Source organism: Rhodopseudomonas sp. BR0C11 (genome assembly GCF_010820945.1).
Lineage (GTDB): Bacteria > Pseudomonadota > Alphaproteobacteria > Rhizobiales > Xanthobacteraceae > Rhodopseudomonas > Rhodopseudomonas palustris_H.
On record NZ_QTKI01000098.1, the window covers coordinates 1 to 13,545 of the forward strand.

Consider the following 13,545-nt stretch of genomic DNA (forward strand, 5'->3'; position numbering starts at 1 on the left):
GTCCCGACAACGTCATTCTGTACGCGACCTCGAACCGGCGGCATCTGCTGCCGCGCGACATGATGGAGAACGAGCGCTCGACCGCGATCAATCCGGGCGAAGCGGTCGAGGAAAAGGTGTCGCTGTCCGACCGGTTCGGCCTCTGGCTCGGCTTCCACAAATGCAGCCAGGATGAATTCCTGGCGATGGTGCGCGGCTACTGCGCGCACTACGACATCGCGATCGACGACGAGCAGCTCGAGCGCGAAGCGCTGGAATGGTCGACGACGCGCGGCTCCCGATCCGGCCGCGTCGCCTGGCAGTTCGTGCAGGATCTCGCCGGCCGTCTCAAGGTGCGACTCGGAACCAAGTAACTGCCTTCACGAGTTCGGTTCGATCAACAGTCGAACCGGACTCGGAGCTTACCGAGTTCGCAAACCGAACATCTCGTCCCTAAACTGCAGTCTCGATTCGCGGACACGCGCCGCCACGCTGGCGGTCGTGTTGCCGCGTCGACCATGCGACCTTGGGGGCAAAGGCCGTGCGCACATCCATCATCTGTGTTTCCGCCGTGCTCGCCGCATCCTGCGGCGCTGCGCAAGCTGCCGATCTGTCGCGGCCTCCGGCCGTCAAAGCCATTCCGGCCTGGAGCTGGACCGGCTTCTATCTCGGCGGCCATCTCGGCGCGGGATTTGGAACCGCGAAGGTCGACAATCCGTTTGGACCGTCGATCTACGGCGACACCGTGCGCGCCCCCAAAGCCCTGGCCGGTTTGCAGGCCGGCTACAACTGGCAGGCTCCCGGCTCGCCCTGGGTATTTGGTGTCGAAGTGGATGCGTCGGCGATCGACGCCGACGGCACCGACACCTGCCTTGCGTATTCCGGCCAATTCGTCTCGGCTAACTGCCGCGTGCGCGAGCACATGCTGGGCACCCTCACCGGCCGGCTCGGCCACAGTTTCGGTCCCGACGGGCGCTCGCTGATGTACGTCAAAGGCGGCGGCGCGGTTCTGGTCGGCAACTTCCGGATGACGACCAACGCCTCCGACTATCTCAATCAGCCGGCTGCGGAGCTCGACACCACGCGGTGGGGCTGGACCGTCGGCGCCGGGATCGAGTACGCGCTGTCGTCGCGCTGGGCGTTGCGCGCCGAATACGACTACGCCAATTTCGGTCACCGCGGAATCGACACGCCCGGCGGCGGCTTTCTGCAGACACCGTTCAACCCCAATACCCTGGTCGACACCGCCGGCGCACCCACGCAGGTGCATCAAGACATGCACCTGATCAAGCTCGGGCTGAACTATTACTTCGGCCGCGGCGACGGCGGATTCGATCAGGCGCCGCTGCTGCCGGTGAAAGCGCCTGCGGCCGATCGCTGGTCGGCCTGGCAATTCGAAGTCGGCGCACGCTACTGGTACAGCCACGGCCGCTATCAGAACGATCTGACGATGAGCACCAACAGCGCGCTCCAGGAGCATCTGGTGTCGCGCCTCACCTACGAGAGCGACGGTCATTCCGGCGAAGTGTTCTGGCGGATCGACGGTCCGCAAAAGCTGTTTCTGAAGGGATTTGCCGGCGGCGGCGGGCTGGTGGCCGGCAAGATGAACGACGAAGACTGGTTCCCCACCGATCGGCAAGGCGCGACGGCGTATTCGAACACGGATCACAACAAGGTCACCGGCACGATCGGGTATGCGACGCTGGACGCCGGCATCGATCTGTTCAGCGACACGTTCGGCAAACTCGGCGTGTTCGCCGGCTACAACTTCTATCGCGACCGCAAGGACGCGTTCAATTGCCACCAGATCGCACTTGCTGTTCCGACAGCATTCTGCGGATCGTCGGATGGAATTTCGATCAGCCAGTACGAAGACTGGCACTCGCTGCGGATCGGCGCCAACGGCACTTTGGCTATCGCGCCGAAGACCAAGCTGGTCGTCGACGCGGCGTACCTGCCCTACACACATATTTCCGCGCTCGACATCCATCACAACAGAACCGACGTCGCCGATAAGAATTCGCCGGCCTGGGGCACCGGCCGCGGTGTCCAGCTCGAAGCCATTCTGACTTACGACATCACCTCGAGGTTCAACGTCGGTGTCGGTGGCCGCTACTGGGCGATGTGGGCGACCGACGTCGACACCGCAGGCTTCGGCAGCCCGGTGCCGACCCAGTTGCTGCCGATCCGCGTCGAGCGCTACGGCACCTTCGTCCAGGCATCCTACAAGTTCGATCGCTAACTCCGGTCGGAACGCCTAGCGGTTCATCTACCACCTCGCCGGCGGCTCAGCCGCCGGATGGAGGCGAAACCGCCGTCCCGCTCTCATCGCCCACGGCGCCGCCTTGTCCAGCGGGGCGCCGTCGTGCGGTTCGGCGGAGGACACCAGGCAGCAGCATCGGAACGCGCTCGCGATACTGCTGGTAGGTCGCGCCGAATTCCGCGATCAGGTCGCGTTCTTCGAAGTGCAGCGCGACCAGGATGTAGATCGTGATGACGACCGCGAACAGCAGATGACCCGCCGTCATCTCGGGCGTCGCCCAGAACACGATCAGGAAGCCGAGCATCAGCGGGTGCCGTACCAACCTGTACAGGATGGGCGTCCGGAACGTTGGGCGCAAAGGCTCGGTGCCGCGCAGCGCCGAGAAGCTCTGCCGAAGCCCGAACAGATTGAGGTGATCGATCATGTGGGTCGACGCCAAAACCAACACCCAGCCCAGCCAATACAGAACGACCAGCAACCAAGCGGCGATGCCGCTGGTGCTCCAGACCACGACCGGAATCGGCCGCCACTGCCAGAACAGCAAGAGAAGCAGCAGGCTTGTCAGCAGCACGTAGGTGCTGCGCTGGCACGGCGCGGGCAGATGCCTCGCCCACCACTGCTTGAAGCGCTGGCGCGCCATGATGCTGTGCTGGATCGCGAAGAGACCGATCAGTTGAAGATTGATGAGGACGGCCTGGCCCGGACTGGACACGCCGCCGACATCGATCGATTTCGACACCAGCGTGTTGCCGAAAAAGCCGGGCGCGTAGATCATCGAGACAAGGAACACGGCATAGCTCAACAGACCGTAGGTCGGGATCAGGAGGCGTTTGATCATGAGTGCGTTTCCGGTTGGGCCGCCGCCGGCGGCGGCAGGCGATGCGGTAACGACCGCCATTCGACGGCGATCAGGCACGATTGCTACCGCCGCACCGTCCCCTGCCCGTCCCCTCGGCCCACGCCGGATCGCACCGGGACAGATGTCGTGACCGGATTTCAGCTCCAAACCTTCGGGTTTCCCGAGATCCGCAGCTTCGACGGTCCTGTCAGGCTCAATCTGCGCAAGGGGCTGGCGCTGCTGGTGCATCTCGCAGAAGCGCGCGCAGTTGTGTCCCGCGACGTCGTCGCCACCCTGCTTTGGCCGGACAGCGCCATCGACGTTGCCCGCGCGCGGCTGCGACGTTTGCTGCACCGCATCGAGCAAACGCTCGGCCAGCCGGTGTTCGAGACCGACCGCACCAGCCTGCGTTGGTCGCCCTCGGTCGAACTCAGCGTCGACACGCAGCTGTTTGAAGCCGCCTGTGAGCGGGGGGATTTCTCGCAAGCCTGCGGCTATTATCACGGCGATTTTCTCGCCGGCTTCGCATTGCCGGATTGTCCCGAGTTTGAGGAGTGGGCGTTCTTCCGCCGCGAGGCGCTGCGCGGACGCTACCTGCACGCACTGGAGCGCTTGGTGCAGGACAACAACGCCGCCGGCGATCACGCAGCAGCTGCAGTTCGCGCGACGCGTCTGGTCGAATTAGATCCGCTCAGCGAGATCTACGGCCGCCATCTGATCCGCAGTCTGCTGCTGGCAGGTGACCGCCTGGCTGCGGAACGCCATTACGCCGCGTTGACCCGGCGGCTGCGCGATGAACTTGGGGTGACGCCCGAGAAAGAAACCGAGGAGTTGATGCATGAGGCGGCGACGCCCGCCGCTCTCACTGTCCCGGCGACGCGCTATGCCGAAGGCGACGGCATCCACTTGGCGTACCAGACCTTCGGCAGCGGCGAGCTCGACATTCTGGTCATGCCGGGGTTCGTGTCGCATGTCGAACGGGTTTGGGAGCATCCGTCGTGCCGGGCCTTTCTCGTTTCGATGATGGCGCTCGGCCGGCTGATTATCTTTGACCGCCGCGGCGTCGGGCTGTCCGACCGGGTCGGCTCGGCTCCGAATGTCGACGTCACCGCCGAGGATATCGGCACCGTCCTGCGGGCCGCAGGGGCGCGCCGCGTCGTGCTGTTTGGCGCATCCGAATGCGGACCGGCCTGCATCAAATTCGCGGTCGATCATCCCCGCCTCGTCGCCGGTCTGATCCTGTTCGGCTCGCTTGCCAAAGGCTGCCGCGCCCCGAACTACCCATATGCCTTGACGGTGGAGCAGTACGAGATTTGGCGACGACAGCTGATCGGCGCATGGGGCAGCGCAGCCGGCATCGAAACCTTCGGCCCCAGCCTGGCGCACGACGCCAAATCCAAAGCGTGGTGGGCCGGACTGCTCCGCGCGGCTTCCAGTCCCGGCGGCATCTGGGCGGTGCTGGCGGCTTTGCGCGATGCCGACGTCCTGGAGCTGCTACCCCAACTCACTGTACCGACCTTGGTGCTACACCGCCGCGGTGACCGCGCTGTCCGGATCGCGGCGGGACGCGACATGGCAGCTCGGATCGCCGGTGCCGAATTTGTCGAGCTCGACGGCGACGACCACTGGTTCTTCGCGGGTGACCAACGTCCGGTGCTCGACGCCATCAGGCCGTTTGTCAGCGGCCTCGTTCGCCGAGTGAATCCGAAGCGGACGAGGCCTCGTCCTTGAAGATTGTTAGTTCAGCTTCACAGATCAGGCATGGCAAATAAAAATGCCCGGCCATTCGGGCCGGGCATTTCTTCTTCCCCAGTATCGCTCAACCGCGTTGCTCAGGCGCCGTTGAGGAACTTAAGCGGGTCGACCGGAGTCGATCCCTTACGGATTTCGAAGTGCAGCTGCGGTGAGGACACCTCGCCGCTCTGGCCAGACTTGGCGATCACCTGACCGCGCTTGATGGTCTCGCCGCGCTTCACCATCAGTTCGCTGGCGTGGGCGTAAGCCGAGACGTAGCCGTTGGAGTGGCGGATCAGCACCAGATTGCCGTAGCCCTTCAGCTCGCTGCCGGCGTAGGCGACGACGCCGTCTTCGGCGGCCTTCACCGGCGTGCCTTCCGGCACCGACAGGTTGATGCCGTCGTTGGACTTGCCGTTGGTCTTGGCGCCGTAGGCCGCGATCACCCGGCCACGGGCCGGCCAGCGGAAGCTCGGCAGCGCGCCGGTCGCTTCGGCCGCCTTCACCGGCGCAGCTTCAGCGGGGGCAGCGGCTTCAGGCGTTTCGGTCGGCGCAACCATCCGGGCCTTCTGCGGCGGCTCGGCCGGCGCAGTCGGAGCGACGTTGGCCATCCGCACCGGCGCTGCCGCCATCGGCGCGGCGGCTGGCGCCTGGATCGGGGGCTGTGCCGGCGCAAGACCCGCGACCTGAGCGCCCGGCACGTTGATCTTCATGCCCGGCTTCAGCTTGGTCGTGGTGGTGAGGTTGTTGTAGCGCGCCAGCTCGCCGAGCGAGATGTTGTTGCGGCGCGCGATATTCAGCAGCGTGTCGCCATTGTTGACGTAGTGCACACGGGCCGGAGCCGGCGCAGCGGTCGCGACCGGACGCGGAGCCGGCGGAGCAGCCACCGGCGCGGCGATCGGAGCCGCGACCTGGGCGGTCGCCGTGGTACGGCTCGGGATCACCAGCTGCTGACCCGGCTGCAGCCGGCGCGGCCCCTTGTAGCCGTTGGCGCGCACGATCTCGGCGGTCGAGACGTTGTAGCGCTGCGCCAGGATTTCCAGCGTATCGCTGGTGCCGACGATGATCGTGGTGCCGGGCGCATGCACCGGCGCGGCGGCGGGAGCAGCGGCAGGCATCGGCCGGGCTGCAGCGACCGAGCGCGGCGCCTGCACGGTGCCGGTCTGATCGAGCGGCGCACGCGCCGGAGGTTCGTAGGACGCAACACCGCGACCGCCGCCGGAGAAGCCCCCGCCCCCGTTCGCCACCGGATAGGACGACGGCGCCGTGATCGGCGGCAGCGCCTGCGACTGGTATTGCGGCTGGGACTGATACTGGGGCCGCGCGTATTGCGGCAATTCCAGGCGGTGTTGTGGAGGCGCCACCGATCCGGTGGTCTCAACCGGCCCGAACGGGGCCTGTTGAAAGCGTGTCTGCATGTCGGCGCTGCACGCACTGAAACCGACAGACATCAACGCCAGCACCGCCATCTGCGGGGCGCGGCGCGAGCAAAGCAACGCGGCAACGCGGGACATGGTTACTCACTCATACGCAATACGATTGGTAAATTGAGTAAACACCGCGCCAGTAAACAACCGTTTAACCTTGCGAGGAAACCGCTTGTTGACGCTGAGAAATCGAAAAATCGAGCGCGCTCAGAGTTCGCGTGCGGTGCCGCGGAGCGCGGGCACGAAACGGACCTCGCCCAGCACTTTGTGCTCATCGCCGTTCGGCGTGCGGCGCACACGCAGCAGCTTCTGGCGACCGTTGGGTGGTCCGACCGGCGCGATCAGAACACCGCCGGGATCGAGTCGCTCGAGCAGCCGCTCGGGCAGCTCGGGGACGGCGGCGGTCACCAGGATTCGGTCAAAGGTGCCGGCGGTCTCCGGCAGGTCGAATCCGTCCCCGAACACCACCTCGACATTGCGGCAACCGATCTCGGCGAGTCGTTTTCGGGCGCGGTCGGCGAGCGTCTTGAAGCGCTCGAAGCTGAGCACGTCCGCCACGAGCCGCGACAGCACCGCGGCGTGGTAGCCGGAGCCGGTGCCGATCTCGAGGACGCGGTCGCGCGGCCGCAGCTCGAGCTGCTCGGTCATGAAGGCGACGACGAACGGCTGGCTGATGGTCTGGCCGCAGGCGATCGGCAGTGCGGTGTCGCGCCAGGCGCCGTCGCGATAATTGGGGTCGACGAACTGGTCGCGCGGCACCGCCTCCATCGTCCGCAGCACCGCCTGATCGCTGATGCCGCGCCGCCGCAGGCTGAGCTGGAACATCATCTTTTCGGGCGGCGGCGCCGCGGGGCTCGGCATTTCGGGTCTCGCGATCGGTCGTGCGCCTCGCCCGGCTGGGTTCCAGTTGGCGCGATTCTCAGCAGAGTGTTGGCGTGCGGAACGAAACCTTGCAAGTGCGGACCGTCACGCACGCGCGCGCCGAGCTTGCAATTGCCATCGCGTCGCTTATTTGCGACGGTGTTCGTTGAAAGCGCCGGTGCGATCGACCGGCGCGCGACAGCACCTTCTCGAGGACATCACCCGATGACGACACCGAGTCCGACCGGCGGCTCCGTTTTCCTGGTCGAGGACGAAGCGATGATCCGCATGATGGTCGTCGACATGCTCGAGGAGTTGGGGTTCTCGGTGGCCGCGGAGACCGGCGAAATCAACGAGGCGCTGCAGCTCGCCGAAGCCACCGAGTTCGACATCGCGATCCTCGACGTCAACGTGAACGGCAAGGTGATCTCGCCGGTCGCAGATCTGCTGAAGGCTCGGAACCGGCCCTTCATCTTCGCCACCGGCTACGGCACCCAAGGCGTGCCGGAAGATTATCGCGACCGCCCCGCACTGCAGAAGCCGTTCCAGATCGAATCCCTGAAGCAGGCGCTCGACGCCACACTGCGCGGCGCGGCGTAGCTGCCGCGTCACTCCGCGCGCTTGCCCCCGGGTTCAGCCGAGCCACCACGCAGCGCGTTCGTCACGAAGGCGTCCTTTGCGACCCTGTAACGGTCCATCGGTTGCCCGTCATACGCCCGCTTAAGCTCATTGTAGCGTCTCACCAGAGCCGGATCGGCGCGTAGCGCGTCGGCGAAGCGGTGAAAAACGTCGAACTCTCCGCCTTTGACGGTGAGCTGGATGCCGAGATGGGGCGTGCTGGCGTCGTCTTCGAACGCGGCGAACTCGTTGGTCCACACCGAGCCTGAATTGCGCGCGTACCGGGCGGCGAGCGCGGCCTCGGTGGCCTGGAAGTCTTCGCGCTCCACCCGGACCACGATGTCGAGGTCGCCCTTGGTGAGACATCCCGGAACTGACGTCGCACCAATGTGCAGGAGCTCACAGGCCTGGGGCAGAACGGCGACAAGCTGCTGCTCAACAGCAGCAAACAGACGTTCTGCGGCAGCACGGGCGTACTCATGATCCGCGGCAATGTGGAACCGATCAGGGATGGGCATTTGCATTGACCGCAGAATTGAAAGACAGCGCGTAGCGCCATGCCCGCGCGTCCCGACCATCGCCAAGCGACGGGGGCCCTGCGCGGCCACGCTTCCTCCTCACCGCTTCGCCTCGCTACCTCTCAACCGTGCGCCACTGAACGCCGCGACCCGTCGACCTCGGGCGACCTGCTTGATGGGTTTCGCTGCGCTCAACCCATCCTACGCGCGCGATGTCAGGCCAGCGTCTTGGTCAGCGCTGCGGAGAACGTTTCGTCGGTGCGGTCGAGCTTGAGCGGCGTCACCGAGACGAAGTTGGCGGCGAGCGCGGCGAGATCGGTGCCTTCGGCCGGCATGTCTTCGACTTTGATCCTCTCGAAGCCGATCCAGTAGTACGGATTGCCGCGGCCGTCGTGGCGCTCGTCGATGCGCAGGAATCCGGGATTGCGCTTGCCCTGCCGCGTCACCACCACGCCCTTGACCTTGTCGGGCGTGCAGGCCGGGAAGTTGATGTTGACCACGGTGTTCTTCGGCACGCCCGCGGCCATCACCTTGCGGATGATGTCGGGCGCGTGAGTCCGCGCGGTCTCCCACAGCGGCGCATTGCGGGTCTCGATGGTGAATTCCTGCGACAGCGCGAACGACGGCAGGCCCAAAATGGTGCCTTCCAGCGCGCCGGCAATGGTGCCGGAATAGACCACGTCCTCGGCGACGTTGCGGCCGCGGTTGACGCCCGACAGTACCAGATCCGGCGCCTTGTCCTTGAGGATGAAGCGCGAGCCCATGATCACGCAGTCGGTCGGCGTGCCGCGCACCGCGAAGTGCCGCGGACCGACTTCGCGCAGACGCAGCGGATCGTTCAGCGACAGCGAATGCGACACCCCGGACTGGTCGAGTTCGGGCGCCACCACCCAGACGTCGTCGGAAATCGCACGGGCAATCTGTTCGACCGTCTGCAGGCCGGGCGCATGAATGCCGTCGTCGTTGGTGCACAGAATCCGCATGTCGCTGGGCCGCCTCTCTGAAGGTCTTTCTTGAGGCCGTCGTCATATCCGGCCCAGCCGCGAGAGGCAAATTCCGCCCAAGCCGGCCGGAATCGGCCGGCCCGCCCGAGACGGGGGTTCGCCAAGGTCGCGCCAAACGTCACCAGCGCGCAGTGACGCTGCCGAGCACTGTGCGGCCTTGTGTGAAGGTGCAATTGCCGCCGTTGCAGATGCCGACGCGTTCGTCGGCGAGATTGCGCGCATTCACCGCAAGCCGCATGCCGCGGAAATCGTAATGCACGCCGGCATCGAACGCGGTGATCGCCGGATTGCGCACGGTATTGATCGAATCCGCCCAGGTCCGATCGATCCAGCGCACGCCAGCGCCGAGGCCAAACCCGGCCAGCGCGCCGGTCTGCCAAGTGTAATCCATAAACACTGCCGCCTGCTGGGTCGGAACGCCGATCGGCACCTTGCCGAGATCGGCATCGTTGCTGCGCGTCACCTCGGCACTGGTGTAGCTGTACGACGCGATCCCCTTGAGCCCCTCCGCCAGCGACAGCACGGCCTCCAATTCCGTCCCGCGCGACCGAATCTGACCGGTCTGCACCGAATACATCGCGCCGAACACCGGATCGACCGTCAGCACATTGTCCTTGGTCAGGTTGAACCAGGTGGCGGTGAAATAGCTATTCCAGCCGCGCGGCTGATACTTGATGCCGGCCTCGATCGACTCGCCGGTGGTCGGCGCGAACGGCGATGCACCCCGCCCCGGCGCCGTGGTTCCGGCCTGCGGCAGGAACGACGTCGCGTAGTTGACATAAGGCGCGACGCCGCTGTCGAACAGATACAGCAGCCCGGCGCGCCCGGTGAAGCGATCCGGCTTGCTGTCGGTGGTCGTGCTCGACAGTTCGTTGTACTGCGACAGCTCGGAGAAATCCTGCCGGCCGCCGATCGTCAGGCGCCAGCCGCCGAGCGCGAGCTGATCCTGCACATAGAGGCCGAGTTGCCCGAGCGTCTGCCGATTGGCAGCGACCAGCGACAATGCGGAGGTCGGAAATCCGACGCCGATCACCGGATTGGTCAGGTCCAACGGCGGGGCCGCCCCGACCGAGTAGCCGAAATTCGTCGCCTGCCGGAAATAATCGACACCCGCCAGCACGGTGTGCCTGACCGGCCCGGTCGCCAGCTTGGCTTCGATCTGGCTGTCGATGGCGAAGGTGTTCAAGGTTTCCTTGAAATTAGACGCATAGCGGTTGAGCGTGCGTCCGTCGTCCGAAAGGCCGAGCCCGTCGATCATGTCGCCGTCGAGCCGCGCATGGCCGATGCGCACGTTCTGCCTGAACGTCAGCGCCGGATTGAAGCGATGCTCCAGCCGGTAGCCGACCGATGCCTGCGATATCTTCAGCGCATCGAACGCGGGATCGCCGAGCCGGATGTTGGTAGCCTGCCCGGTGATCGGGTTCGGCATGTAATACGGCCACATCGAGGCCTTGCTGTGCGTGTACTCGGACAGAATGGTGAGGGTCGTATCCTCGCCCAGCTTCGCGGTGACGCTCGGTGCGAGGAAGACGCGGTCATCCCAGGTGCCGGGGATCTGCGTGCCGCTGTCGCGCACCAGGCCGGTGAAGCGATACAGCAGATCGTCATGGCCGGGCACCGGCCCGCTGAAATCGAACCGCCCCTGATAGCGGTTGAAATTGCCGACGTCGAAGCCGGCTTCGTTGAGCCGATACGGCAGCGGCATCTTGCTGACGTAGTTCACCAGCCCTCCGGCGTCGTTGGCGCCGTACAGCACCGACGATGGCCCACGCAGAACCTCGATGCGTTCGGCGCCGTACGGCTCATTGCGGAAGTACGCGTAGAGGCCGTTCCCCTGGCGCAGACCATCGCGGTAATTGCCGTATTGCGTCGACGAAAAGCCGCGGATCATGAACTGATCATAGCGTGCGTCGTAGCCGAATGGCTGGGTCTGCACGCCGGCCGTATAAGCCAGCGCCTCGCCGACCGTGCGAGCGCCAGTGTCGCGGATCTGGTCCTGGGTCACGACCGAGACCGACTGCGAACTTTCGATCAGCGGCGTATTGGTCTTGGTGCCGGTGGCGCTGCCAGATGCGACGAAGCCATTGACCGGTCCGGTCGCGCTCGACAGCGTAGTGGCGGAAGCTGGCACGATCGCGGCCGGAGGCTGAGCAGGCGTCACGCGTTGCGTGGTGCGGCGCTGCTGCGTGGCGGTCGAACGGCGATCAGCGCGTACGGTTCGCGCCTGCGCCGCCTTCGGCGCATCGACCGTCACCGACGGTAGGCTCGTCTGAGCATGTCCCTCTCGGCTCAAGCAGCCATCGATGATCAACAAACTACAGCTCGCGAGCGCAACCTTTCGCGATATTTCCCAACCCGGCATTCCAAGTCCCCAGCTGTAACAACTGGAAACGGCTTATGGGGGGCGAGCCGCTCTGGAACAATTTGAATGGGTCCAAACGCGACAGCGACGTCAACACGCATGACTTGGAAATCCGCGATAATTGGCCATCGCAGGCACGCGGACGCCTTGCGCCGCGTACTGTTCGAACTATTCCAATTATTTCCGGATGCGGCGTTTTGCCGAACGGTTCGGAAAGTCGCGCACGACGCGCTTTGCAATCAGTTTTAGAGGCAGAGGCCGAGCATCCGCACTGTGCAATCCCGTGCGGCGGAAGGTTTCGGGAGCTGCTTGCTCCACGTGGCCGGCGGCTCGGCCGCGGCCTTGGCGCCGGCGGCCGATTTCGCCGGTTGTTTGCCCGAGGACTTGGCCGGCGGCTTTGCCTTCGGCTTCGGCTTCTCGTCGCCGCCGGCAATCACCATCGCCCAATAGGTCCGTCCGCTCGCGCTCGACCGAACGCTGGCGACACCGACCTTGGAAGCGCCTTTCAGCAGCAGGTTGGCGCGATGACCGGGCGAGTTAATCCACTGCTTCAGCGTGTTCGGAAAATCCGGATAGCCGTAAGCGATGTTCTCGGCGGCGCGCGACACCTTGGCCGGCGCGACGCGCGAGGTGAACGAGCCGCCGGCTTCGTGGCTGAGGACGTCCTTCGACGCCATCGCGACCGCCTGCCGCTGCGCGATCGCATTCAGCGTCGCGTCCATCACCACCTTGCCCTCGCCGTTCTTGGCGCGGAAGTCGGAGATCATCTCGGCAGGCCCGGCGGCGAAGGCGGGCAGCACGGAAACTGAAACGAAGAAGGTCACCGCAAGTATCAACGTCATTGCGAGCGCAGCGAAGCGATCCAGAGCCCGGTGCACGGAGCTGGATTGCTTCGCCGATCCTTTCATTGGGCGACGCTTTGCGCCGACCCGTTGGCTCGCAATGACGGAGAGAGTCATCAGTCTTACGCCTTCGCGATCACCTTCAGGCCGCCCATGTAAGGCTGCAGCACGTCGGGAACGGCGATCGAGCCGTCTCCCTGCTGATAGTTTTCGATCACCGCGATCAGCGCACGGCCGACGGCAGTGCCGGAGCCGTTCAGCGTGTGGACGAAACGCGGCTTGCCGTCCGGGCCGCGCGAGCGCGCGTCCATACGGCGGGCCTGGAAGTCGCCGCACACCGAGCACGAGGAGATTTCGCGGTACGCACCGCCCTCGCCCTGCCCCGGCATCCAGACTTCGATGTCGTAGGTCTTCTGCGAGGCAAAGCCCATGTCGCCGGTGCACAGCGTCATGACTCGGTAGTGCAGTCCGAGCCGGCGCAGCACTTCCTCGGCGCAGGACAGCATCCGCTCGTGCTCGTCCTTGGACTGCTCCGGGGTGGTGATCGACACCAGCTCGACCTTGGTGAACTGATGCTGCCGGATCATGCCGCGGGTATCACGCCCCGCCGCGCCCGCTTCCGCGCGGAAGCACGGCGTCAGCGCCGTGAGCCGCATCGGCAGCTCTTTCTCGTCGAGGATGGACTCGCGCACGAGGTTCGTCAGCGAGACTTCGGCGGTGGGGATGAGCCAGTAGCCCTCGCCGCCGCTGCCGATTGCGCCGGCGGCAAACTGATCCTCGCGAAACTTCGGCAACTGCGCGGTACCGAACATCGCGTCGTCCTTCACCAGCAGCGGCGGATTGACTTCGGTGTAGCCGTGGTCGCCGGTGTGAACGTCGAGGAAGAACTGGCCGATCGCGCGTTCGAGACGGGCGAGGCCCTTCTTCAGCACCGTGAAGCGCGCGCCGGAGAGTTTGGCCGCGGCTTCGAAGTCCATCATGCCGAGGGCTTCGCCGAGATCGTAATGCGGCTTGGGCGTGAACGTGTAGATCGGCTTCTCACCGAAGCGGTGATGCTCGACATTGCCGTGCTCATCCGCGCCTTCCGGCCCCTCAGGCA

12 protein-coding genes are annotated in these 13,545 nt (G+C 65.4%); 4 read left to right on the plus strand and 8 right to left on the minus strand.

Annotation, left to right across the window (positions count from 1 at the left end; all coding sequences use genetic code 11):
- On the plus strand, positions 1–353 hold a 353-nt coding region (locus DYI24_RS10250; protein ID WP_164572218.1), incomplete at its 5' end, for a DUF815 domain-containing protein.
- A gap of 167 nt (positions 354–520) precedes the next feature.
- Positions 521–2,221 carry an outer membrane protein gene (locus tag DYI24_RS10255; protein WP_164572219.1) on the plus strand — a complete coding sequence of 567 codons (1,701 nt, stop codon included), beginning with the start codon at positions 521–523 and terminating at the stop codon, positions 2,219–2,221.
- A gap of 46 nt (positions 2,222–2,267) precedes the next feature.
- On the opposite strand, the gene mddA is transcribed toward DYI24_RS10255, so the two are convergent.
- Positions 2,268–3,080, minus strand: a complete 813-nt coding sequence (gene mddA / locus DYI24_RS10260; protein ID WP_164572227.1) for a methanethiol S-methyltransferase — start codon at positions 3,078–3,080, stop codon at positions 2,268–2,270.
- A 147-nt stretch (positions 3,081–3,227) separates the two neighbouring features.
- Here mddA and DYI24_RS10265 point away from each other — a divergent pair, with 147 nt between their 5' ends.
- Positions 3,228–4,811, plus strand: a complete 1,584-nt coding sequence (locus DYI24_RS10265) for a bifunctional AfsR/SARP family transcriptional regulator/alpha/beta hydrolase (RefSeq protein ID WP_164572220.1) — start codon at positions 3,228–3,230, stop codon at positions 4,809–4,811.
- A gap of 101 nt (positions 4,812–4,912) precedes the next feature.
- Here the strand turns inward: DYI24_RS10265 and DYI24_RS10270 are convergent, their stop codons facing one another.
- On the minus strand, positions 4,913–6,328 hold the full coding sequence (locus DYI24_RS10270) for a LysM peptidoglycan-binding domain-containing M23 family metallopeptidase (protein WP_164572221.1): 1,416 nt from the start codon (positions 6,326–6,328) through the stop codon (positions 4,913–4,915).
- A gap of 120 nt (positions 6,329–6,448) precedes the next feature.
- Positions 6,449–7,102 (minus strand): protein-L-isoaspartate(D-aspartate) O-methyltransferase, encoded by a 654-nt coding sequence (locus tag DYI24_RS10275; protein ID WP_164572222.1) that lies wholly within the window; start codon positions 7,100–7,102, stop codon positions 6,449–6,451.
- Positions 7,103–7,327: 225 nt separating this feature from the next.
- Here DYI24_RS10275 and DYI24_RS10280 point away from each other — a divergent pair, with 225 nt between their 5' ends.
- On the plus strand, positions 7,328–7,702 hold the full coding sequence (locus DYI24_RS10280) for a response regulator (protein ID WP_011158390.1): 375 nt from the start codon (positions 7,328–7,330) through the stop codon (positions 7,700–7,702).
- Between the two features lie 8 nt (positions 7,703–7,710).
- On the opposite strand, the gene DYI24_RS10285 is transcribed toward DYI24_RS10280, so the two are convergent.
- From DYI24_RS10285 to serS, 5 genes are all read right to left on the minus strand, one after another.
- On the minus strand, positions 7,711–8,238 hold the full coding sequence (locus DYI24_RS10285) for a GrpB family protein (protein WP_164572223.1): 528 nt from the start codon (positions 8,236–8,238) through the stop codon (positions 7,711–7,713).
- Positions 8,239–8,453: 215 nt separating this feature from the next.
- The gene (surE, locus tag DYI24_RS10290) at positions 8,454–9,221 is read right to left on the minus strand and encodes a 5'/3'-nucleotidase SurE (RefSeq protein ID WP_107344746.1); all 768 of its coding nucleotides are present in this window, start codon (positions 9,219–9,221) and stop codon (positions 8,454–8,456) included.
- Positions 9,222–9,360: 139 nt separating this feature from the next.
- A complete protein-coding gene (locus DYI24_RS10295) occupies positions 9,361–11,496 on the minus strand; it encodes a TonB-dependent siderophore receptor (protein ID WP_164572224.1) in 2,136 nt (711 codons plus the stop codon).
- 353 nt (positions 11,497–11,849) lie between these two features.
- Positions 11,850–12,446 (minus strand): CAP domain-containing protein, encoded by a 597-nt coding sequence (locus DYI24_RS10300; protein WP_246701223.1) that lies wholly within the window; start codon positions 12,444–12,446, stop codon positions 11,850–11,852.
- A 122-nt stretch (positions 12,447–12,568) separates the two neighbouring features.
- The coding region (serS, locus tag DYI24_RS10305) for a serine--tRNA ligase (protein ID WP_164572226.1) at positions 12,569–13,545 on the minus strand (977 nt) is incomplete at its 5' end.

Excerpts from the sequence above, each read along its gene's own strand:
- DYI24_RS10275 (WP_164572222.1), bottom strand. The coding sequence starts at position 7,102 with ATGCCGAGCCCCGCGGCGCCGCCGCCCGAAAAGATGATGTTCCAGCTC.
- mddA (WP_164572227.1), bottom strand. The coding sequence starts at position 3,080 with ATGATCAAACGCCTCCTGATCCCGACCTACGGTCTGTTGAGCTATGCC.
- surE (WP_107344746.1), bottom strand. The coding sequence starts at position 9,221 with ATGCGGATTCTGTGCACCAACGACGACGGCATTCATGCGCCCGGCCTG.
- DYI24_RS10280 (WP_011158390.1), top strand. The coding sequence starts at position 7,328 with ATGACGACACCGAGTCCGACCGGCGGCTCCGTTTTCCTGGTCGAGGAC.
- DYI24_RS10300 (WP_246701223.1), bottom strand. The coding sequence starts at position 12,446 with ATGACGTTGATACTTGCGGTGACCTTCTTCGTTTCAGTTTCCGTGCTG.
- DYI24_RS10270 (WP_164572221.1), bottom strand. The coding sequence starts at position 6,328 with ATGTCCCGCGTTGCCGCGTTGCTTTGCTCGCGCCGCGCCCCGCAGATG.
- DYI24_RS10285 (WP_164572223.1), bottom strand. The coding sequence starts at position 8,238 with ATGCCCATCCCTGATCGGTTCCACATTGCCGCGGATCATGAGTACGCC.